20 protein-coding genes are annotated in these 22547 nt (G+C 59.4%); 5 read left to right on the forward strand and 15 right to left on the reverse strand.

The genetic code is table 11. The features are described 5' to 3' along the window. Window positions 1–4 precede the first annotated feature (4 nt). The gene (ftsH, locus tag KW841_RS24685) at window positions 5–1915 is read right to left on the reverse strand and encodes an ATP-dependent zinc metalloprotease FtsH (RefSeq protein ID WP_033047686.1); all 1911 of its coding nucleotides are present in this window, start codon (window positions 1913–1915) and stop codon (window positions 5–7) included. Between the two features lie 199 nt (window positions 1916–2114). Continuing rightward, window positions 2115–2747 (reverse strand): 23S rRNA (uridine(2552)-2'-O)-methyltransferase RlmE, encoded by a 633-nt coding sequence (rlmE, locus tag KW841_RS24690; RefSeq protein WP_007988685.1) that lies wholly within the window; start codon window positions 2745–2747, stop codon window positions 2115–2117. Window positions 2748–2852: 105 nt separating this feature from the next. On the opposite strand from rlmE, the gene KW841_RS24695 reads away from it, so the two are divergent. Further along, entirely contained in the window at window positions 2853–3161 is a 309-nt protein-coding gene (locus KW841_RS24695; protein WP_007942889.1) for a YhbY family RNA-binding protein, read from the forward strand. Between the two features lie 9 nt (window positions 3162–3170). Here the strand turns inward: KW841_RS24695 and KW841_RS24700 are convergent, their stop codons facing one another. The 8 genes from KW841_RS24700 to grpE all read right to left on the reverse strand — a co-directional run bounded on the left by KW841_RS24700 (window position 3171) and on the right by grpE (window position 13638). Beyond that, a complete protein-coding gene (locus KW841_RS24700) occupies window positions 3171–3575 on the reverse strand; it encodes an MFS transporter (protein WP_218480128.1) in 405 nt (134 codons plus the stop codon). A 28-nt stretch (window positions 3576–3603) separates the two neighbouring features. After that, window positions 3604–4080 carry a transcription elongation factor GreA gene (gene greA, locus KW841_RS24705; protein ID WP_093230733.1) on the reverse strand — a complete coding sequence of 159 codons (477 nt, stop codon included), beginning with the start codon at window positions 4078–4080 and terminating at the stop codon, window positions 3604–3606. Window positions 4081–4082: 2 nt separating this feature from the next. Further along, window positions 4083–7304 carry a carbamoyl-phosphate synthase large subunit gene (gene carB, locus KW841_RS24710; protein ID WP_007973129.1) on the reverse strand — a complete coding sequence of 1074 codons (3222 nt, stop codon included), beginning with the start codon at window positions 7302–7304 and terminating at the stop codon, window positions 4083–4085. Window positions 7305–7421: 117 nt separating this feature from the next. After that, window positions 7422–8558 carry a glutamine-hydrolyzing carbamoyl-phosphate synthase small subunit gene (gene carA / locus KW841_RS24715; RefSeq protein ID WP_095965946.1) on the reverse strand — a complete coding sequence of 379 codons (1137 nt, stop codon included), beginning with the start codon at window positions 8556–8558 and terminating at the stop codon, window positions 7422–7424. A 259-nt stretch (window positions 8559–8817) separates the two neighbouring features. Beyond that, window positions 8818–9621 carry a 4-hydroxy-tetrahydrodipicolinate reductase gene (gene dapB, locus KW841_RS24720; protein ID WP_007973131.1) on the reverse strand — a complete coding sequence of 268 codons (804 nt, stop codon included), beginning with the start codon at window positions 9619–9621 and terminating at the stop codon, window positions 8818–8820. A 10-nt stretch (window positions 9622–9631) separates the two neighbouring features. Further along, window positions 9632–10756 (reverse strand): molecular chaperone DnaJ, encoded by a 1125-nt coding sequence (dnaJ, locus tag KW841_RS24725; protein ID WP_007973132.1) that lies wholly within the window; start codon window positions 10754–10756, stop codon window positions 9632–9634. A gap of 296 nt (window positions 10757–11052) precedes the next feature. Beyond that, complete coding sequence (dnaK, locus tag KW841_RS24730; RefSeq protein WP_007973133.1) at window positions 11053–12969, reverse strand: molecular chaperone DnaK; 1917 nt, start codon at window positions 12967–12969, stop codon at window positions 11053–11055. A 102-nt stretch (window positions 12970–13071) separates the two neighbouring features. After that, complete coding sequence (grpE, locus tag KW841_RS24735; RefSeq protein ID WP_007973134.1) at window positions 13072–13638, reverse strand: nucleotide exchange factor GrpE; 567 nt, start codon at window positions 13636–13638, stop codon at window positions 13072–13074. A 240-nt stretch (window positions 13639–13878) separates the two neighbouring features. Between grpE and recN the strand changes: the two genes are divergently transcribed. Then, a complete protein-coding gene (gene recN / locus KW841_RS24740) occupies window positions 13879–15552 on the forward strand; it encodes a DNA repair protein RecN (RefSeq protein WP_218480129.1) in 1674 nt (557 codons plus the stop codon). A 191-nt stretch (window positions 15553–15743) separates the two neighbouring features. Here recN and fur read toward each other — a convergent pair whose 3' ends face one another. After that, complete coding sequence (gene fur, locus KW841_RS24745; RefSeq protein WP_003197684.1) at window positions 15744–16148, reverse strand: ferric iron uptake transcriptional regulator; 405 nt, start codon at window positions 16146–16148, stop codon at window positions 15744–15746. Between the two features lie 97 nt (window positions 16149–16245). Between fur and KW841_RS24750 the strand changes: the two genes are divergently transcribed. Further along, the gene (locus KW841_RS24750; RefSeq protein WP_007973139.1) at window positions 16246–16773 is read left to right on the forward strand and encodes an outer membrane protein assembly factor BamE; all 528 of its coding nucleotides are present in this window, start codon (window positions 16246–16248) and stop codon (window positions 16771–16773) included. A gap of 61 nt (window positions 16774–16834) precedes the next feature. Here the strand turns inward: KW841_RS24750 and KW841_RS24755 are convergent, their stop codons facing one another. From KW841_RS24755 to KW841_RS24765, 3 genes are read right to left on the reverse strand one after another with little or no spacing between them, the layout of a single operon-like run. Beyond that, window positions 16835–17149 carry an RnfH family protein gene (locus KW841_RS24755; RefSeq protein WP_218480130.1) on the reverse strand — a complete coding sequence of 105 codons (315 nt, stop codon included), beginning with the start codon at window positions 17147–17149 and terminating at the stop codon, window positions 16835–16837. After that, on the reverse strand, window positions 17142–17576 hold the full coding sequence (locus tag KW841_RS24760; protein WP_116580920.1) for a type II toxin-antitoxin system RatA family toxin: 435 nt from the start codon (window positions 17574–17576) through the stop codon (window positions 17142–17144). The genes KW841_RS24755 and KW841_RS24760 overlap by 8 nt, the downstream gene beginning before the upstream one ends. 7 nt (window positions 17577–17583) lie before the next feature. Beyond that, a complete protein-coding gene (locus KW841_RS24765; RefSeq protein WP_218480131.1) occupies window positions 17584–18987 on the reverse strand; it encodes a sodium-dependent transporter in 1404 nt (467 codons plus the stop codon). A 118-nt stretch (window positions 18988–19105) separates the two neighbouring features. On the opposite strand from KW841_RS24765, the gene smpB reads away from it, so the two are divergent. Further along, window positions 19106–19588, forward strand: coding sequence for an SsrA-binding protein SmpB (gene smpB / locus KW841_RS24770; protein WP_007973144.1), 483 nt, complete (start codon window positions 19106–19108; stop codon window positions 19586–19588). A gap of 116 nt (window positions 19589–19704) precedes the next feature. Here smpB and KW841_RS24775 read toward each other — a convergent pair whose 3' ends face one another. Continuing rightward, a complete protein-coding gene (locus KW841_RS24775; RefSeq protein WP_218480132.1) occupies window positions 19705–20472 on the reverse strand; it encodes a GntR family transcriptional regulator in 768 nt (255 codons plus the stop codon). A gap of 261 nt (window positions 20473–20733) precedes the next feature. Here KW841_RS24775 and KW841_RS24780 point away from each other — a divergent pair, with 261 nt between their 5' ends. Continuing rightward, window positions 20734–22428, forward strand: a complete 1695-nt coding sequence (locus KW841_RS24780; RefSeq protein ID WP_218480133.1) for a lactate permease LctP family transporter — start codon at window positions 20734–20736, stop codon at window positions 22426–22428. Window positions 22429–22547: the final 119 nt, after the last annotated feature.

The raw sequence follows: 22547 nt of genomic DNA on the forward strand, positions 1-22547 counted from the left end.
AACCTTATACGTCAGCAGCAGGACCGCCGATCGGTGTTTCCGGACGCTCATCCTGTACCACCGGCGGGGTGCCGGAAGTACCCGTGCCACCCGACCAGTCGCGTGGCTCGCGAGGCGTACGACCCGCCATGATGTCGTCGATCTGCTCGGCATCGATGGTTTCGTACTTCATCAAGGCATCAGCCATGGCATCGAGCTTGTCACGGTTGTCGGTGAGAATCTGCTTCGCCGTGCCGTAGCACTGATCGATGATGCTACGCACTTCGGAGTCGATCAGCTTGGCTGTCTCACCGGAGAAGCTTGCATTTTGACCGCCACCGCCGCGACCGAGGAACACTTCACCCTCTTCTTCGGCATACATCAACGGACCGAGCTTTTCCGAAAGACCCCACTTGGTCACCATGTTCCGCGCAATCTGGCTGGCACGCATGATGTCGTTGGAAGCACCGGTGGTCACGCCATCGAAGCCCAGGGTCATTTCTTCAGCGATACGACCGCCATACAACGAGCAGATCTGACTGATCAATGCACGCTTGGACAGGCTGTAACGATCCTCTTCCGGCAGGAACATGGTCACACCCAACGCACGACCGCGCGGGATGATCGACACCTTGTACACCGGATCATGCTCAGGCACGACGCGCCCCACAATGGCGTGGCCCGCTTCGTGATAAGCCGTGTTCTGCTTTTCTTTCTCGGACATGACCATGGACTTGCGCTCGGCGCCCATCATGATCTTGTCTTTCGCCAGTTCGAATTCTTTCATTTCGACGATGCGCTTGCCGGCACGGGCAGCGAACAGCGACGCCTCGTTCACCAGGTTGGCCAAGTCGGCACCGGAGAAGCCCGGGGTACCACGTGCGATCACGGCCGGAGCAACATCGTCACCCATTGGCACTTTGCGCATGTGAACCTTGAGAATCTGTTCGCGGCCACGAATGTCCGGCAGACCGACCACAACCTGACGGTCGAAACGGCCTGGACGCAGCAACGCAGGGTCCAGCACGTCAGGACGGTTGGTCGCGGCAATCACGATGATGCCGTCATTCATTTCGAAGCCGTCCATCTCGACCAGCAACTGGTTGAGCGTCTGCTCGCGTTCGTCGTGACCACCCCCCATGCCAGCGCCACGATGGCGACCGACCGCATCGATTTCGTCGATGAAGATGATGCATGGAGCGTGTTTCTTGGCCTGTTCGAACATGTCGCGAACACGGCTGGCACCCACACCGACGAACATCTCGACGAAGTCGGAACCGGAAATGGTGAAGAAAGGTACTTTGGCTTCGCCGGCGATAGCCTTGGCCAGCAGGGTTTTACCGGTACCCGGAGGACCGACCATCAGCACACCGCGAGGAATGCGGCCACCCAGGCGCTGGAACTTGCCCGGATCGCGCAGGAACTCGACCAGCTCGCCGACCTCTTCCTTGGCTTCGTCGCAACCGGCAACGTCAGCCAGGGTAGTTTTCACCTGATCCTCGGAGAGCAGGCGCGCCTTGCTCTTGCCAAAGCTCATCGGCCCGCCCTTGCCACCGGCACCGCCCTGCATCTGCCGCATGAAGAACATGAACACGGCGATGATCACCAGGATCGGGAAGCTGGCGACCAGGAGTTGGGTCCAGATGCTTTGCTGCTCAGGCTGCTTGCCTTCGACCACGACGTGGTTGTCCACCAGGTCGCCGATCAGGCCGTTGTCCTGGATCGCCGGGCGAATGGTCTTGAAGCTGTCGCCATCGTTGCGCTTGCCGGTAATCACGTAGCCATCAACCGCCACGCGCTCGACCTTGCCATCCTTGACCTGCTGGATGAAGTCGGAATAGTTGAGGGTCTGCGGCTCGTTAGGGCTGGAGAAGTTGTTCATCACCGTCACCAGGACAGCCGCGATGATCAACCACAGGATCAGATTCTTTGCCATATCGTTCAATTAACTACCCTCTGAAGCAAGCTCCGCTACTGGCGCGCGCTTCGCATGATATTCACCGGCCTAACTTACTACATTACCTACGACTTGGCAGGCGCCGTCTGTAACCCTTTGTGAAACACTTCCTACACAATATTCGCTAATTCTGACAAGGCGTAATACAAAAATCCTATCACCCCGATCGAAAATTCACTCATTCCTCACTGCGACCGCGGAAACCGCGGCCCAGCAGGTACTGCTCGCGAGAACGGTCGCGCGACGAGGTCGGCTTGCGCATCTGCACCTTCTCGAACTGCTGGCGAACGCTCTTGTGGAACTCGTCGAAACCTTCGCCCTGGAAGATCTTGATCAAAAAATCACCACCGGGCTTGAGCACCCGCGTCGACAGATCCAGCGCCAGTTCGCACAGGAACATCGCGCGCGGCATATCAACGGCCGGCAATCCACTCATATTGGGGGCCATGTCGGAAATCACAAGGTCTACTTCTTTATTTCCGACGGCGTCGAGGATCTGGGCCAGCACGGCATCCTCGGTAAAGTCGCCTTGAATAAAGGTGACGTCGGGGATGCTGTCCATTTCAAGAATGTCAGAAGCGATCAGTGTGCCCTGCCCGCCAATCAGACGACTGGTCACCTGCGACCAGCCACCCGGAGCCGCACCCAGGTCGATTACGCTCATGCCAGGACGGATCAAACGGTCCTTTTCCTGGATCTCCAGCAGCTTGTAGCTGGCGCGGGAACGGTACCCGTCTTTCTGTGCCATTTTGACGAATGGGTCGTTGAAATGTTCTTGCAGCCACTTAAGGCTTGTCTTGGAACGGGCCACGGGATACCTCGGAATTAAAACGGGTCGTGATTAACTGGGCGGTCCCGGACTCGCTCGGGTAAACTGGCCGCCGCTTTTTACAAGATCAGACGCAGGGGTCAGATTATGCCGCTCACTCAAGAGCAGAAGAAACAGTACAAATCCATTGGCCACCATCTGAAACCGGTTTTGATTGTGGCAGACAATGGCTTGACTGAAGGTGTGTTAGCCGAACTCGAACGCGCTTTGGCGGATCACGAGCTGATCAAGATCAAGCTCAACATCCTCGATCGCGAATCGCGCCTGGCGTCCATTGCAGAGCTCTGCAAGGTCGGCAAAGCGGATCTGGTTCAGGTCATCGGCAAGATGGCGCTGATCTACCGCAAGAACTTCAGCGTCAACAAGCAGCTGTCGAACGTCCATCGCTTCAAGTGATGGCAAGGGTCAAGGGTGTGCTTCGCGCACCCTGCCACTCCATCCCGGCACCGGCTGCAACACCAGCACCAGCCCGGAAAAGCCCAGAACAAGATAGCTGAACGCCTGCCAACGCAGCGCATCCGGCCAACCGAAGCGCACCACGAAGTACATCGCGCACGCATACAGCGCCATCAACAGCAGTTGCCCGCGTATATCCCGCCATAGACTGACAAGGCCCTCGGCCTTAATCAGCACCAAAGCCTGAAAAATCAAACACGCCGTAGCGAATCCCACTACCAGCGTATTGAGCGTACCTGCAATTTCGTCGATCAGCAGCGGCGCCAGGCCAATTCGGCCCAGCACCGGCAACAGACCCACTTGCAACAGCCACAAGCCACCGACCCACAACATCTGGGTCAGTTGCCAAAGCATGGCGCCCGCACGAAACGGACGCCGGCCTTCAGATGTGACGAACTTCGACAATCTCGTACTCGATAACACCGCCAGGCGTTTTCACGGCGACCACATCACCCTCTTCCTTGGCAATCAAGGCGCGAGCGATCGGCGAACCGACGGAAATCTTGCCGAGCTTGATGTCAGCCTCGTCCTCACCAACGATCTGGTAAGTCACGCTTTCATCGGTTTCGACGTTGGCGATTTCGACGGTGGTGCCGAAAATCACCTTGCCGGTGTGAGGAATGGTCGTCACATCGATGATCACCGCGTTCTGCATGCGGCCTTCGATGTCACGGATCCGCGCCTCGACCATACCCTGCTGCTCGCGGGCAGCGTGGTATTCGGCGTTTTCCTTCAAGTCACCCAACTCGCGGGCCGTACCGATGTCCTGGCTGAGCTTCGGACGAACGACCTTGGTCAGGTGAGTGTGCTCTTCTTCCAGGGCGCGAGCGCCCTGAACGGTCATTGGGTACTTCGTTATGCTCATGCCTTCAATCCTGCGTGTAGATCCTGCAAGCGGCGCACGGTCTTCTCGGGACCGAACTTCAGCGCTTCGCAGATGGCTTCGCCAGCAGCAATGGTGGTGGTGCAGTAAATCTTGTGCTGCAGGGCATTACGACGAATGGAGTACGAATCAGCGATCGACTGACGACCTTCGGTGGTGTTGATGATCAGCGTGACTTCGTCATTCTTGATCATGTCGACCACGTGCGGACGACCCTCGGTCACCTTGTTCACACGGCGCACTTTCAGGCCTGCAGCCTCGATCAGCTTGGCAGTCCCGGCAGTGGCAACCACTTCGAAACCCAAGTTGATCAGATCACGGGCCACGCCCGCAACCAGTGGCTTGTCGTCGTCGCGTACGCTGATGAACGCAGTACCGCCGGTCGGCAATACTTCGCTGGCACCCATCTGGGCCTTGGCGAACGCTTCACCGAAGGTGTCGCCCACGCCCATCACTTCACCGGTCGACTTCATCTCTGGGCCGAGGATCGGGTCAACACCAGGGAATTTGGCGAACGGGAACACCGCCTCTTTCACGCTGTAGAAGTTCGGGATGATTTCCTTGGTGAAACCCAGTTCTTTCAGGGTTTTACCGGCCATCACGCGTGCTGCGATCATCGCCAGGGAAACACCGATGCACTTGGACACGAACGGTACGGTACGGGAAGCACGCGGGTTGACTTCGATGACGTAGATGTCTTCGCCCTGCAGCGCCAACTGCACGTTCATCAGGCCGACCACGCCCAGTTCCAGGGCCATTTTCTTGACCTGCTCGCGCATCTCGTCCTGGATGTGCGCCGGCAGCGAGTACGGCGGCAGCGAGCACGCGGAGTCACCGGAGTGAACACCGGCCTGCTCGATGTGCTGCATGATCGCGCCGATTACCACGTCTTTGCCGTCGCAAACCGCATCCACGTCCATCTCGATGGCGCAGTTGAGGAAGTGGTCCAGCAGCACCGGGCTGTCGTTGGACACTTGAACCGCTTCACGCAGGTAGCGCTTGAGTTCTTCTTCTTCGTAGACGATTTCCATCGCACGGCCGCCCAGTACGTAGGACGGGCGCACCACCAGCGGGTAACCGATCTTGGCCGCGGCGCGAATGGCTTCGTCTTCGCTGCGCACGGTGGCGTTTGGCGGCTGACGCAGGTTCAGGCGCTGGACCATTTGCTGGAAGCGCTCACGGTCTTCGGCACGGTCGATGGCGTCAGGGCTGGTGCCGATGATCGGCACGCCAGCAGCTTCCAGGGCGCGGGCCAGTTTCAGCGGGGTCTGGCCGCCGTACTGGACGATCACGCCCTTTGGTTTCTCGACGCGAACGATTTCCAGCACGTCTTCCAGGGTCACTGGCTCGAAGTACAGGCGATCGGAGGTGTCGTAGTCGGTGGAAACGGTTTCCGGGTTGCAGTTGACCATGATGGTCTCGTAACCGTCATCGCGCAGGGCCAGTGCCGCGTGTACGCAGCAGTAGTCGAACTCGATGCCCTGGCCGATACGGTTCGGACCGCCGCCCAGGATCATGATCTTGTCGCGACCCGATGGCGCCGCTTCGCACTCTTCTTCATACGTCGAGTACAGGTAAGCGGTGTCAGTGGCGAACTCGGCCGCGCAGGTGTCGACGCGCTTGTAGACCGGGAAGATTTCCAGCTTGTGACGGTGAGCACGCAGGGCCTTCTCGGTCACGCCCAGCAGCTTGGCCAGACGCATGTCGGAGAAGCCTTTGCGCTTGAGACGGAACATCAGGTCACGGTCGATGCTGGTCAGACCCAGGGTCTTGACCTTCTCTTCGTCCTTGATCAGGTCTTCCATCTGCACCAGGAACCAAGGATCGATCATGGTCATGCCGAAGATATCTTCAACACTCATGCCGGCGCGCATGGCGTCCGCCACGTACCAGATACGCTCGGCGCCCGGCACGGTCAGCTCGCGCTTGAGCACGCTCATGCTTTCCGGATTGGCCAGATCAACCTTCTCGTCCAGGCCGCAAACACCAACTTCCAGGCCGCGCAGGGCTTTCTGCAGGGATTCCTGGAAGGTACGGCCGATGGCCATGACTTCACCGACCGACTTCATTTGAGTGGTCAGGCGCGCGTCAGCCTTGGAGAACTTCTCGAAGGCGAAACGTGGCAACTTGGTCACGACGTAGTCGATGGACGGTTCGAAGGACGCCGGGGTCTTGCCGCCGGTGATGTCGTTCGACAGCTCGTCGAGGGTGTAGCCCACAGCCAGCTTGGCCGCGACCTTGGCGATCGGGAAGCCGGTGGCTTTCGAAGCCAGCGCCGAGGAGCGGGATACGCGCGGGTTCATTTCGATCACGACCATGCGGCCGGTGTTCGGGCAGATACCGAACTGAACGTTGGAACCACCGGTTTCCACGCCGATCTCGCGCAGCACCGCCAGGGAGGCGTTACGCAGGATCTGGTATTCCTTGTCGGTCAGGGTCTGTGCCGGAGCCACGGTGATCGAGTCACCGGTGTGCACACCCATCGGGTCGAAGTTTTCGATGGAGCAGACAATGATGCAGTTGTCCTTCTTATCGCGGACAACCTCCATCTCGTACTCTTTCCAGCCGATCAGCGATTCGTCGATCAGCAGCTCTTTGGTCGGCGACAGGTCCAGACCACGGGCGCAGATTTCTTCGAACTCTTCACGGTTGTAAGCGATACCGCCACCGGTGCCGCCCATGGTGAAGGACGGACGGATGATGCACGGGAAGCCAAGCTTCTCGAGGACCGCGTTGGCCTCTTCCATGCTGTGGGCGATACCGGAACGCGGGCACGCCAGGCCGATGGACTTCATCGCCTTGTCGAAACGCGAACGGTCTTCAGCCTTGTCGATGGTATCGGCGTTGGCACCGATCATCTCTACGCCGAACTTCTCCAGAACGCCTTCGCGCTCCAGGTCCAGGGCGCAGTTCAGGGCGGTCTGGCCACCCATGGTCGGCAGCAGCGCGTCCGGACGCTCTTTCTCGATGATCTTGGCAACGGTCTGCCACTTGATCGGTTCGATGTAGGTAGCGTCGGCCATGGCCGGGTCGGTCATGATGGTGGCCGGGTTGGAGTTCACCAGGATGACGCGGTAACCCTCCTCGCGCAGGGCTTTACAGGCCTGGGCGCCGGAGTAGTCGAATTCGCAGGCCTGGCCGATCACGATCGGGCCAGCGCCGAGAATCAGGATGCTTTTAATGTCTGTACGTTTTGGCATGGGTTTGTCACTCAAATCCGCAGGTCAGTCGGCAAGCCGTCTTGTTCAATCTCTGAAGCCTTGAGGGGGCCGCCGATGCGGGGCCACCCTCAAGCTTTGCTACATCAAGGCGAGCGATCAGCGTCGCTTGGCCATCTCGTTGATGAAGCGATCGAACAATGGCGCTACGTCGTTCGGGCCAGGGCTGGCTTCCGGGTGACCCTGGAAGCTGAAGGCGCTCTTGTCGGTACGCTCGATCCCCTGCAGGGTGCCGTCGAACAGCGATTTGTGGATCGCACGAACGTTGGCGGGCAGGGTGGCTTCGTCTACTGCAAAACCGTGGTTCTGGCTGGTGATCATCACCACACCGGTGTCCAGGTCCTGGACCGGGTGGTTGGCACCGTGGTGACCGTGACCCATTTTCAGGGTCTTGGCACCGGAGGCCAGGGCTAGCAGTTGGTGACCGAGGCAGATACCGAAGACCGGGATCTCGGTTTCCAGCACGTCCTTGATCGCCTGGATCGCGTAGTCGCATGGCTCCGGATCACCAGGGCCGTTGGACAGGAACACGCCGTCCGGCTTGAGCGCCAGCACATCGGCAGCAGGGGTTTGCGCCGGCACCACGGTCACGCGGCAACCGCGCTCGACCAGCATGCGCAGGATGTTCACCTTGACGCCGTAGTCGTAGGCAACCACGTGGTACGGCAGCTCGGAGGCTTCGATGGTCGCGTGGCTGTCGGTTTTCAGGTCCCAGACAGTCGAACGCCATTCGTAGCTGTCCTTGGTGCTGACAACCTTCGCCAGATCCATGCCTTTCAGACCTGGAAAACCCTGGGCGGCGGCGATGGCGGCTTCTTCGGAAATGTTGTCACCGGCCATGATGCAGCCGTTCTGCGCGCCTTTTTCACGCAGGATGCGCGTCAGGCGGCGGGTGTCGATACCGGCGATGGCCACAACATTGTTGGCCTTCAGGTAGTCGGACAGAGACATCGTGTTACGCCAGTTGCTCGCCACCAGAGGCAGGTCACGGATGACCAGGCCAGCGGACCAGACGCGGTTGGACTCGGCGTCTTCCGGCGTGGTGCCGGTGTTGCCGATGTGCGGATAAGTCAGGGTAACGATCTGTTGGGCGTAGGAAGGATCGGTAAGGATTTCCTGATAGCCGGTCATTGCGGTGTTGAACACCACCTCACCAACGGTCTGACCGTCGGCTCCAATGGCTTCGCCGCGAAAAATGCTGCCATCAGCAAGGGCGAGTATGGCTGGCTTAGTCAAGAAGACCTCCCGTAAATAAAGCCTGAAAGGGCGATCGCAGGTTGTAAAAAAGCGGAGTGACGTATGGACACGTCACCCCGCTTCTTCACTGAATTATTCTGCGCGCTTTTAGTGGACACACTAAAGCTGTAGCTTACAGAAAAAGGCCTTTTCGGTCTACCGCCAATGAGCCTTAAAGGCTGGAGAATGCGACAGGACGTCGCTTGGCGGAACAAAACCGGGCTCAAACGCGGTGCGCGAGCCCGATTTCGGGTGCATCTTAACGCAGATCGAGCACGTCTTGCATGTCGTAAAGGCCAGGCTCGCGCCCGTCCAGCCACAATGCAGCACGTACCGCGCCCTTGGCGAAGGTCATGCGACTGGACGCCTTGTGGGTGATCTCGACACGCTCGCCGTCGGCGGCGAACAGCACGGTGTGATCACCGACGATGTCGCCGGCCCGCACAGTGGCGAAACCGATGGTTTCACGATCACGCGCACCGGTCTGGCCTTCACGGCCATACACCGCCACTTTCTTCAGGTCACGACCCAACGCATCGGCAATCACCTCACCCATGCGCACGGCAGTGCCCGACGGCGCGTCGACTTTATGCCGATGGTGAGCCTCGGTGATTTCGATATCGACGTCGTCACCCAATACGCGAGCGGCCGTGTCGAGCAGCTTCAGGCACAGGTTGACCCCGACACTGAAGTTGGCCGCGAAGACAATCGGAATGTCCTTGCCCGCTTCCGCCAGCAACTGCTTTTCTTCAACACTGAAGCCCGTGGTCCCGATGATCATGGCCTTGCCGTGTTTACGGCAGAAAGCCAGGTTCTTCAGGGTCACCGTCGGGTGCGTGAAGTCGATCAGCACGTCGAACTCGTCGACCACCCGATCCAGATCACCGGACAGCGGCACGCCGATGCGACCGATAGCCGCCAGTTCACCGGCATCCGCACCGACCAGCGTGCTGTCAGGACGATCCACAGCCGCCGTCAATCCGGCGCCTGGTGCCTGCTGCACTGCTTCAATCAGGGTCTTGCCCATGCGCCCGGCGGCGCCCATCACTGCAATACGTCGCATGCCTGTCTCCTTACAAATCGCCGAAGAAGCGTTTCACGCCTTCGAACCAACCAGTGGTTTTCGGCGAATGGCTGTTGTCGTCCGCCAGCGAACTGCGGAATTCCTCAAGCATTTCGCGCTGGCGACGGCTCAGGTTGACCGGCGTCTCGACCGCCACACGGCACATCAAGTCGCCCGCACCACCGCCACGCACAGGTGCGACACCCTTGCCACGCACACGGAACTGCTTGCCGGTCTGAGTCCCCTCGGGGATCTTCAACTTGACCCGGCCATCAAGGGTCGGAATTTCCAGCTCGCCACCCAGCGCCGCATCGACGAAGCTGATCGGCACTTCGCAGAACAGGTGCTTGCCATCACGCTGGAAGATCGAGTGCTCGCGCACGTTGATCACCACGTACAGGTCGCCGGTCGGGCCACCCTGGGCTCCCGCCTCGCCTTCGCCGGACAGACGAATGCGGTCACCGGTATCGACGCCGGCCGGCACTTTCACCGACAGGGTCTTGTACTCTTCGACGCGACCTTCGCCGTGGCAGGAATCGCACGGATCGGAAATGATCTTGCCCTGGCCATGGCAGCGCGGGCAGGTCTGCTGCACCGAGAAGAAGCCTTGCTGCATGCGCACCTGACCAATACCGCCGCAGGTCGGGCAAGTCACCGGCGAGGAACCTTTCTTGGCACCGGAACCATCGCACGGCTTGCAATTGACCAGCGTCGGAACGCGGATATTCACGGTCGTGCCGCGCACCGCTTCTTCCAGGTCCAGCTCCAGGGTGTAGCGCAAGTCACTGCCGCGCTGAGCACCGCCACGGGAACCGCCGCGACCGCCACCGAAGAAGTCACTGAAGACATCACCAAAGATGTCGGAGAAGTTCTGGCCACCGAAACCGGCACCGCCGCCCCCCATGCTCGGATCGACACCGGCATGGCCGTACTGGTCGTACGCCGCGCGCTTGCTGGAATCGGAAAGCACTTCGTAGGCCTCGTTGGCCTCCTTGAACATCTCTTCCGACGCCTTGTCATCGGGATTACGGTCCGGGTGGTGCTTCATCGCCAGGCGACGGTAAGCCTTTTTCAGGTCCGCTTCGCTTGAACCACGCTCAACACCCAATACTTCGTAATAGTCACGCTTTGCCATAAGTCTTTGCACTCTTGAGGACGTCCGGCAAAACCCTCCTGAGTTTGCCGAACTCGTTGAGCCCCAATACAGGCCCGGACCCAACTCACGTCAATTCAACGATCCTGGTCTTAGATTCAAAGTGGCACTTTCGGCTCGGAAAGCAGGAGCATTCCCGGCCATGCCAGCAACACGCGAGCGCTGTCGCATGCTGTAAAAATTCGCGTATTCCAGATACGCCAACGCGGGAGCAAGCTCCCGCGCGGCGACATCCTACCAGTCACCGCCTGAAGGCAGTCAACCGGCCGACCAACAACTTACTTGTGGTCTTTGACTTCTTCGAACTCGGCATCGACAACGTCGTCAGCCTTCTCAGCCGATTCGCCCTGCGGTGCAGCGCCTTCAGCAGGCTGAGCCTGTTCGGCGTACATCTTCTGCGCCACTGGAGCGGAGACTTTCGACAGCTCTTCAACCTTGGCGTCGATAGCAGCCTTGTCGTCGCCTTTGACGGCGGCTTCCAGGGCAACTACGGCAGCTTCGATTGCAGTCTTCTCTTCGGCAGTCACTTTATCGCCGGCATCGGTCACCATTTTGCGCGTCGAGTGAACCAGTGCGTCGCCCTGGTTACGGGCAGCGGCCAGCTCTTCGAACTTGCGGTCTTCCTCGGCGTTAGCCTCGGCATCACGCACCATGCGTTCGATTTCCTCGTCGGACAGGCCGGAGTTGGCCTTGATCACGATCGACTGAGTCTTGCCGGTAGCCTTGTCCTTCGCACCGACGTGCAGGATGCCGTTGGCGTCGATGTCGAAGGTCACTTCGATCTGCGGCACACCACGTGGAGCCGGTGGAATGTCGGCCAGGTCGAACTTGCCCAGGGACTTGTTCTGAGCAGCTTGCTTACGCTCGCCCTGCAGCACGTGAATGGTCACGGCGCCCTGGTTGTCGTCGGCAGTCGAGAACACTTGCGATTTCTTGGTAGGAATCGTGGTGTTTTTCTCGATCAGCGCGGTCATCACGCCACCCATGGTTTCGATACCCAGGGTCAGCGGGCTGACGTCGAGCAGCAGAACGTCTTTCACGTCACCGGCCAGTACCGCGCCCTGAATGGCAGCACCCATGGCAACCGCTTCGTCCGGGTTGACGTCTTTACGTGCTTCTTTGCCGAAGAACTCGGTGACCAGCTTCTGAACCAGTGGCATACGGGTCTGACCGCCCACCAGGATCACGTCGTTGATCGCGCCAACGTCGATACCGGCATCTTTCATTGCGATGCGGCAAGGCTCGATGGTGCGCTGAACCAGGTCTTCCACCAATGCTTCGAGCTTGGCGCGGGAGATCTTCACGTTCAGGTGCTTAGGACCGGTGGCGTCTGCAGTGATGTACGGCAGGTTCACGTCGGTCGACTGGCTCGAGGACAGTTCGATCTTGGCTTTTTCAGCGGCTTCTTTCAGGCGCTGCATGGCCAGCGGGTCACCCTTGAGGTTCATGCCGCTTTCTTTCTTGAATTCGTCGACGAGGTAGTCGATCAGACGAATGTCAAAGTCTTCACCGCCCAGGAACGTGTCACCGTTGGTGGCCAGTACTTCGAACTGGTGCTCGCCATCGACTTCAGCGATCTCGATCACGGAAACGTCGAAAGTACCGCCGCCCAGGTCGTAAACGATCACGGTGTGATCGCCCTTGGCCTTGTCCATACCGTAAGCCAGAGCAGCAGCGGTCGGTTCGTTGATGATACGTTTTACGTCCAGACCGGCGATGCGGCCGGCGTCTTTGGTCGCCTGACGCTGGCTGTCGTTGAAGTAGGCCGGAACGGTGATCACCGCTTCAGTCACGGTCTCGCCGAGGTAATCTTCGGCGGTCTTCTTCATTTTCTTCAGGATTTCAGCCGAGATTTGTGGCGGCGCCATTTTCTGGCCGTTCACTTCAACCCAGGCGTCGCTGTTGTCAGCCTTGACGATCTTGTAAGGGACCATCTGGATGTCTTTCTGCACGACTTCTTCGTCGAAACGACGACCGATCAGACGCTTCACCGCATACAGGGTGTTGTGCGGATTGGTCACAGCCTGACGCTTGGCCGACTGGCCAACCAGGATTTCGCCATCGTTGGCATAAGCGATGATCGACGGCGTGGTGCGCGCGCCTTCAGCGTTTTCAATAACTTTGGCCTTGCCGTTTTCCAGCACGGAGACGCAGGAGTTGGTAGTCCCCAGGTCGATACCGATAATTTTGCCCATGTTCACTCTCCCGAAACTTTGGATTTGGTTGCCGCAGCAGTGGTGGCTAACTGCGGTAGCACTTAAACGCTTGACTTATAAATGGGGGCCTTGCGGCGGATTTCAAGCCTGCTCGTCAATCGAAGGCGAAACCGGCGCAGGCGCCTTGCTGACCACGACCATCGCCGGGCGCAGCAGGCGTCCATTGAGCTGATAGCCCTTCTGGAACACCTTCAGAACGCTGTTCGGCTCGACATCGGCACTTTCCTGCATGGCCATCGCCTGATGATGAACAGCGTTGAACGGTTCGCCATGCGGGTCGATCGCTTCCAGCTGATAACGCTTGAGGGTGTCGTGGAACATTTTCAGGGTCAGCTCGATGCCTTCGCGCATCGGACGGATGCTTTCGTCGTCCGGGCTGGACAGCTCCAGGCCGCGTTCCAGGCTGTCGACGATCGGCAGCAGGTCGCCGGCGAATTTTTCCAGCGCGAACTTGTGAGCCTTCTCCACATCCTGCTCGGCGCGACGGCGGACGTTCTGCAGATCGGCGGCTACACGCAAAGCCTGATCCTGAGCGCCTGCCAGTTGCTCTTCGAGCACTTGTACACGAGCCGCCAGGTCTTCACCCGAAGCCTCGGGCGCCTGGTTGGCGTCTGGGTTTTGCGTATCCACTGTCTGTTCGTCAGCCATAGATTTCTCCTTTCAATATCGTCCGCGAACTCAACTCGCGCTTCTGCCCAGCTATATGGGGCCGCAAAATCCGGCTTCAAGGGGCGCCGATGATTAACCCTACAAAAAACAATCGCATTGTCATGCCGGCTCGCGATAAGGGATTGGCCGGACCGATCGAATCGAGCTAACGAGGGGCATTGTCAGCCAGAAACAAAACACTGTATAAATAACCAGACCTAACACCTGGGAGCGGCCCATATGCTGGTGCACCTGTCCGTACACAACTACGCCATCGTTGAACATCTCGATCTCGAACTCGATCGCGGGATGAGCGTGATCACCGGGGAAACCGGCGCGGGCAAGTCGATCATGCTCGACGCGCTGGGCCTGACCCTGGGCGATCGTGCCGACAGCGGCGTGGTCCGCCCGGGCGCCGACAAGGCCGATATCCTGGCCACCTTCGATCTGGCCGACATTCCGGAAGCCAGCGCCTGGCTGGCCGAACGCGACCTCGAAAACGACGGCCCGTGCATCCTGCGCCGGGTGATCACATCCGAAGGTCGCTCGCGTGGCTACATCAACGGCACGCCCTGCCCGCTTGGCGATCTCAAGGCGCTGGGCGAGCTGCTGATCGACATTCACAGCCAGCACGAACACCAATCCCTGCTCAAGACCGATACCCACCGTCGCCTGCTCGATGAATATGCCGGCGCGACGGACCTTGCCCGCCAGGTTCAACTGGCCGCCCAACGCTGGCGTCAGACCCGCCAGGAACTGGAGCGGCTCTCCAACTCCGGCGACGAGCAACGTGCACGCCATCAATTGCTCAGCTATCAACTCGAAGAACTGGAAAACCTTGGCCTCGGCGACAACGAGCTCGAGCAGCTGGAACAGGAACACAAGAACCTGACCAACGCCGAAACCCTGCTGGGCATTTGCCGGCAAGTCGTCGAACAATGCAGCGAAAGTGATTCCGGGAATGTCCTGAACGCCCTCACCGCCAGCCTCAACCGCCTGTCGAGCGTGAACAGCTCGATCGGCGCCCTGGGCGAAGCCAGCAGCTTGCTGACCAGCGCACAGATCCAGGTTGAAGAGGCCGTGGGCGAACTGAACCGTTTCCTCGACAATTTCGATGCCGATCCATCGCGCCTTCAATACCTGGAAGAACGCCTCGATGCGATCTACACCCTGGCGCGCAAACACCGCATCCAGCCGACTGAAGTGGCCGAGATGCAGCAGAAACTGCTGGATGAAATCGAGACCCTGAACGCCAACGACGAATCCATCGAGCGCTTGAGCGATGAGCTGTCGTCCTATGCCCGGCACTACCAGGAAAAGGCTCGGGAGCTGAGCGATCTCAGGCATCAAGCCTCGAGCAGCCTGGCCAGCGCCGTGGAGCAGGAGATCCAGCGACTGGGCATGCCCGGCGGCCGCTTCACCATTGAACTGCGCCCGAACAGCGGCAACGAACTGCTGCCAAACGGGCTGGAACAGGTAGAACTGCTGGTCAGCGCCAACCCCGGCCAGCCGCTGAAGGCCCTGGCGAAAGTGGCGTCCGGCGGCGAACTGTCGCGGATCAGCCTGGCGATTCAGGTGATCACCGCACAGACCTCCCGCGTACCGACCCTGGTGTTCGACGAAGTCGACGTCGGCATTGGCGGCCCGACCGCAGAAATCGTCGGCCAGTTGCTGCGCAGGCTCGGCGAGCGCGGACAGGTGCTGACCGTGACCCACTTGCCGCAAGTGGCAGCGCAAGGTCATCAGCATCTATTTGTGCATAAAGTGCGCGGCGAAGATGCCACCCGCACGGCGGTTTCCAAACTGAGCAAAAACGAGCGCGTTGAAGAAGTCGCGCGGATGCTGGGCGGCATCGATCTGACCAAGGAATCCCTGGCTCACGCCAAGAAAATGGTCGTCACTGCAAAAATCTAAAGCGAACTCTGTAGGAGCTGCCGCAGGCTGCGATCTTTTGACTTTGCCCTTTCTAAAAGCACAGATCAAAAGATCGCAGCCTGCGGCAGCTCCTACAGGAACCATGTGCAAACCAGCACACCGCAGAAAGCACGAAGGCGACCCTGGGGTCGCCTTCGCTCGTTTCGCGAACGGATGTTCGCGCGACATGCTTACTTTTTCTTGCGCACGTACAGCACCAGATTGTGATCAACCATCTCGAAGCCATACTTGTCGACGATTGCTTTCTGAAGCCGCTCGATTTCTTCGTCGAAGAATTCGATCACTTCGCTGGTTTCGACGTTGACCATATGGTCGTGATGCTTCCCGTCGTCCAGTTCGAAGACCGCGTGGCCTCCGTCGAAGTTGTGCCGCACCACAAGGCCAGCTGCCTCGAACTGGGTCAGAACACGGTAAACCGTGGCCAGACCGACGTCCTCACCAGCCTCCATAAGGGCCTTGTAGACATCCTCGGCACTCATGTGGCGTTGCTCGGCGGAGTCGAGCATTTGCAGAATTTTGACCCGTGGCAGGGTCACTTTGAGGCCGGCTTTGCGTAGTTCGCTATTTTCAACCATGGTCAGCTTTCTCGCGATGCTGCTTCGCAGCTTCTCTTAATGCGGGTATGATCGGCGTTTACGTTGTCCCAGCCAAGATAGTGGAAGTCGCCCACCGATGCAAAACACCAAGCTCTTGCTAACCAGTTTCACCTTTGTGGGACTGCTCGCACTCGCCGGTTGTTCATTCCCCGGGGTTTACAAAATCGACATCCAGCAGGGCAATGTCGTCACGCAGGACATGATAGACCAGTTACGCCCGGGAATGACCCGCAAGCAAGTACGGTTTATCATGGGCAACCCTCTGCTGACTGACACGTTCCATGCCGATCGCTGGGATTATCTGTACAGCTTGCAACCGGGTGGCGGTGAACGCCAACAGGAACGCATCAGCGTTATCTTCAACCCAAATGATCAGCTTGTCAGCCTCTCTGGTGATTTCATGCCAGGCGTGAGCCGTGACGAAGCCATTCTCGGCAAGGACAGCGGCACGACAGTGGCTGCCCCGGCAGAAAACGTCGAGAAGCCAAAACCGGAAAAGCCGGTCAAGCCAGGTTCGTTGCTGGACCAGATCCAGAAGGACGTCGACGGCGTAGAAACCGTGCCGGTCCCGACGCCGCAACCACTGGACACCTCGCCGCAATAATTTGCGACGCAATAAAAAGCCCGGCATGCCCGGGCTTTTTATTGTCTGGCGTTCAAGCCACTCACTGATTCCGCGCTTTGGCCTCGGCCGCTTTTGCCGCGCGCAGTCGGCGCACCTCTTTCGGGTCGACCAGCAACGGGCGGTAAATCTCGATGCGATCCCCGGCCTGGACAGACCGATGCTCTGGATCAGCTACAACCCTGCCGAAGATCCCTACGGGGCAATTGGCCAGATCCAGCTCCGGAAACTCCCCTGCCAGGGCGGACCCAAGCAAGGCTGCCCTCACGCTCGTCCCGACCGGCACCGTCAGCGTCAGCAGCACCTGACGGTCCACCGCCGCGTAGACCACCTCGATTTCAATCATGACCTCAACCATGTATCTGCTTGGCACGCTGGCAGAACGCATCCACCAGGGTGTTGGCGGCCTGATTGAACAGCGGCCCCAAGGTGGCACGAACCAGTGGCCCGGCATAATCGAACGACAGATCGAGGCTGATCTTGCAGGCTTTGTCAGTCAGCGCCTTGAATACCCAGATGCCATGCAATTGGGTGAAAGGACCCTCTTCGAGGTTCATTTCGATCGACTGCCCGGGAACCAGGGTGTTGCGCGTGACGAAATGCTGGCTAAGGCCGCCCTTGGCCACCCCAACGCTCGCCCGCATATGCTCGGATGAGCTCTCCAGGACTTCGGCCGACGAGCACCACGGCAGAAACTCCGGGTAGCGCGCCACGTCGTTGACCAGGTCATACAGCGCTTGTGCCGGGTACGGCAGCAAGGCCGAACGTGAAATGTGTGTCGTCATGTCAGCGTCACTTCCACAGCTGGGCGGCAAACACTACGAGGATGCCGATGGGCGCCACATAGCGCATCAAGAACAAGGACAGACCAAACAGCGCCGGGTTGCGAATCGACAACTCGTCGCGCACCGCTTCACGCCCCATGATCCAGCCCGCAAACACCACGAAACACAAACCGCCAAGCGGCAACATGATTCGCGAGGTGAAGAAATCGATCACGCCAAAGAAATCGAGACCACCGGTTGCTCCCCATTGGTAGAGGTGGAACATCCCGCCTTCGCTCACGAAGAACTTGGCCTCCTTCCAGATATTGAAGGAGAACACCGTGCCCAGGCCGACGAACCAGCAGCTGAAAGCCAGCCAGAAGGTGACCCACGCACGACTCACTTTAGTGCGCTCCACCAGATAGGCCACCATCGGTTCAAGCAGGGAAATCGCCGAACTCCAGGCGGCGACCGCCACCAGCACGAAGAACACCACCCCCATCAATTGCCCGAACGCCACGTTGCCGAAGGCAAACGGCAGGCTGACGAACATCAGCCCCGGCCCTTCGCTCGGGTTCAGGCCCGCCGCGAAAACAATCGGAAACAATGCCAGGCCGGCCACCAGGGAAACGAAGGTGTCGAGCAGCGCCACACCAACGACAGTCCCCGATATCGACGAGCTCTTCGGCATGTAGGCGCCATAGATCATGATCGAGCCGACGCCCACGCTCAGGGAAAAGAACGCATGCCCCATTGCGGGCAACAAGCCGTCCAGAACCTTTTCCGGGTGGAAGTCGAACATGAAATGCACACCTTCCATGAAATGACCGGTGGTCATGCTGTAGCCCAGCAGGACCAGGACCATCACGAACAACAGCGGCATCATGATGCGCAAACTGCGCTCAAGCCCGGCGACCACGCCCTTTGCGATCACCACCGCTGACAGCAGCATGAAAATCGTGTGCCAAAGTGTCAGGCGCCAGGGATCGGCAATGACATTACCGAAGTAAGCCCCTACCTGATCCGCCGTCACCCCCTGAAAATCGCCACGCCCCATGTCGATGATGTAATCCAGCGACCAGCCGCCCACCACACTGTAGAACGACAGGATCAGCAACGCCGTGATCATTCCGGCAAATGCCCCCCAGGACCATTTGCCCGAGTGCCCCGCCTCGACCGCCAGCGCCTTCAAGGCATTGGCCGGACTCTGCCGTGCACGGCGGCCGATCAGCGTTTCGGCCAGCATGACCGGCACACCAATCAGCGCGATGCAGGCCAGAAACATCAGCACGAAGGCACCGCCGCCATAGACGCCGACCATGTACGGGAATTTCCAGATACTACCCAGCCCCACGGCCGAACCGGTCGCGGCGAGTATGAAGACCCAGCGGCTAGCCCAACTGCCGTGGACAGAAACCTTGTCTGTCGACATCGTTATCACGCCCAAGCGTTCAAAAAAGAGGCCGCATTGTCCGGGATTCAATCAACCTGCTCAAGCACGTAGCAACCCCGTAGCCGACTCTGTTGTAACTCCCTATAATGCCGCCCCTATGGCTAAACAGAAGAAACACCCAACAGGGACCATCGCGCAAAATAAAAAGGCGCGACACGATTACTTCATCGAGCACAAGTTCGAGGCTGGTCTGGTCCTGGCCGGCTGGGAAGTAAAAAGTCTGCGGGCAAGCAAGCTGCAACTGGTTGACAGTTATGTCCTGCTCAAGGATGGCGAAGCCTGGCTGCTCGGCAGCCACATCACGCCCCTGACGACCGCCAGCACCCACGTCATCGCTGACCCGGTGCGCAGCCGCAAGCTGCTGCTCAACCGTCGCGAGCTGGACAAGCTGTCCGCTGCGGTGCAGCAAAAGGGTTACGCCTGCGTGTGCCTGTCCTGGTACTGGAGCAAGCACATGGTCAAGTGCGAGATTGCCCTGGGCAAGGGCAAGAAGGAATACGACAAGCGCGATACCGAGCGCGAACGCGACGCGGGTCGCGAGTTGCAGCGTGCGGTGCGCAACAAGGGCAAGGAAGACTGATTTTTCTGCCTGAGTTTCGCGGCGTCAGCGAAAAGATCGCAGCCTGCGGCAGCTCCTACAGGGAACGCATTCCAATGTAGGAGCTGCCGAAGGCTGCGATCTTTTGCTTCAAAAGGTCACATCCCCTTGCGCCGTTCCGCCCGGGCCACGCGCTGCACTTCCTGACGCACTTCTTCCAGCACCTCCTGCACGTACAGAATGTGCCGGCTGGAAACTTCCCGCGCCTGCTCCGCCCGCCCTTCGATAATCGCCTGGTACAACTCCCGATGCTGCGTGATCAGCATGTCGCGGGTTTCAGTGCGCTGTTTGTACATGCCACCGATGTTGGTCACCACGTTGCGCTTGAGCAAGTCGAACAGCCCGCGGATGGTATGCAGCAGCACGGCATTGTGGCTTGCCTCGGCGATCGCCAGGTGAAAGCTTGCGTCCGCGACCCCCTCTTCGGCACGACTCACCTCTTCGTGACGCGAATAGCAGTCCTGCAACTTGTTGAATGCCGCGGTCAGCCGCTCGCGATCCACATCAGTGGCGCGCAACGCCGCGTAGTAGGCACAGGACGCTTCCAGCGTATGGCGAAACTCGAGCAGATCGCGCTGCGCCTCGGGGTTGCTTTCCAGCAGCTGCAACAAGGGATCACTGAAGGTGGTCCCCAGTGATTCCACCACATAGTTGCCACCGCCCTGGCGACTGACCAGCAGCCCCTTGGCGGTCAGCTTCTGAATGGCTTCACGCAACGAAGGGCGGGACACGCCAAATTGTTCGGCCAACGCGCGCTCGGCCGGCAAGCGCTCTCCGGCCTTCAGCGTGCCCTCGAGGATCATGCCCTCAAGCTGCTCGACAATATCGTCAGACAAACGGCGCTGACGAATCTGATCAAACCCCATAACTCGATTTCTCCACGATCCGACGGCTCGCCGGGGCTCTATTCTGGCCTATCGGCGCCGCGCCAGCACCTGCCACAACGCATTTGGTCATACCAGACGGACGACCTGCGCACTTTGCATTCGACAAAAGTTTTAGGGCGGCAAATTGACACACCGCCTACAAGGCTTTTACCCTAGCCAACAGCGATTGTAAATTGGTATTACCAATTATCCAAGAACGCTGATCAGTGCCTGACCAACAACAATTAGGGGCCACCCCATATGCAAACCTGGCAACAGCTCTATACCCCGCTCGGCAGCCTCGGCCTGTCCGCACTCGCCGCCGTCATCCCCATCGTGTTTTTCTTCCTGGCCCTGGCCGTGTTCCGCCTCAAAGGGCACGTGGCCGGCAGCATCACCCTGGCGTTGTCGATCCTGGTGGCGATCTTCGCTTTCCAGATGCCGGTCGATATGGCGCTCGCCGCCGCCGGGTATGGCTTCGCTTATGGCCTGTGGCCGATTGCCTGGATCATCGTGGCCGCGGTGTTCCTCTACAAGCTGACAGTCAAAAGCGGTCAGTTTGAAGTCATCCGCAGCTCAGTCCTCTCGATCACCGATGACCAACGCTTGCAGGTGCTGCTGATCGGCTTCTGCTTCGGTGCATTCCTGGAAGGTGCCGCCGGTTTCGGCGCGCCGGTGGCGATTACCGCTGCACTCCTTGTAGGACTGGGCTTCAACCCGCTGTACGCCGCTGGCTTGTGCCTGATCGCCAACACCGCACCAGTAGCCTTCGGCGCCCTCGGCATTCCGATCATCGTGGCCGGGCAAGTGACCGGTATCGACGCCTTCAAGATCGGCGCCATGACCGGCCGCCAGTTGCCGCTGCTGTCGCTGTTCGTGCCGTTCTGGCTGGTGTTCATGATGGACGGCCTGCGTGGCGTGCGGGAAACCTGGCCGGCAGCGCTGGTGGCCGGTTTAAGCTTTGCCGTGACCCAGTACTTCACTTCGAACTTCATCGGCCCGGAACTGCCGGACATCACCTCGGCCCTGGCCGCACTGATCTCCCTGACCCTGTTCCTGAAAGTCTGGCAACCAAAACGCGCCGCTGGCCAGCACATCGTCGGCGCTGTCTCGGCCTCCGTGGTGAGCGCCAGCGTCGGTGGTTTCGGCCAGAAGCGCACAACCGTGGCTTCACCTTACAGCCTCGGGGAAATCTTCAAGGCCTGGTCGCCGTTCCTGATCCTGACCGTATTGGTCACGATCTGGACCCTGAAACCGTTCAAGGCCATGTTTGCCGCCGGCGGTTCGATGTACAGCTTCGTGTTCAACTTTGCGATCCCGCATCTTGATCAAATGGTGATCAAGGTCGCGCCGATCGTGGCTGCACCAACGGCTATTCCGGCAGTGTTCAAACTTGACCCGATTTCTGCCACTGGCACAGCGATCTTCTTCTCGGCGCTGATCTCGATGCTGGTGCTGAAGATCAACGTCAAAACTGGTCTTACCACTTTGAAGGAGACCTTCTACGAACTGCGCTGGCCGATCCTGTCCATCGGCATGGTGCTGGCGTTCGCCTTCGTCACCAACTACTCGGGAATGTCCTCGACCATGGCCTTGGTGTTGGCAGGCACCGGTGCAGCCTTCCCGTTCTTCTCGCCGTTCCTCGGCTGGTTGGGCGTGTTCCTCACCGGCTCCGATACTTCGTCCAACGCCCTGTTCAGTTCGCTGCAAGCGACCACCGCGCACCAGATCGGTGTCAACGACACCTTGCTGGTGGCGGCGAACACCAGCGGCGGCGTGACCGGCAAGATGATCTCGCCACAATCGATCGCCGTGGCCTGCGCCGCGACCGGTCTGGTGGGCAAGGAATCGGATCTGTTCCGCTTCACCCTCAAGCACAGCCTATTCTTTGCAACGATTGTCGGCCTGATCACCCTGGCTCAGGCCTACTGGTTCACCGGCATGCTGGTGCACTAAGGACTACAAGCAAAACGGTAAAAACCGACGCTGGGCCACGCCCCCGGCGTCCGCAATTCACACCCCGGTCTGTAAGGCTGCTGAAAGCTTCCGGCTCTATATTCAGCAGCCTCAACAGA

The organism is Pseudomonas sp. PDM28 (assembly GCF_019219115.1).
GTDB lineage: Bacteria > Pseudomonadota > Gammaproteobacteria > Pseudomonadales > Pseudomonadaceae > Aquipseudomonas > Aquipseudomonas laurylsulfatiphila.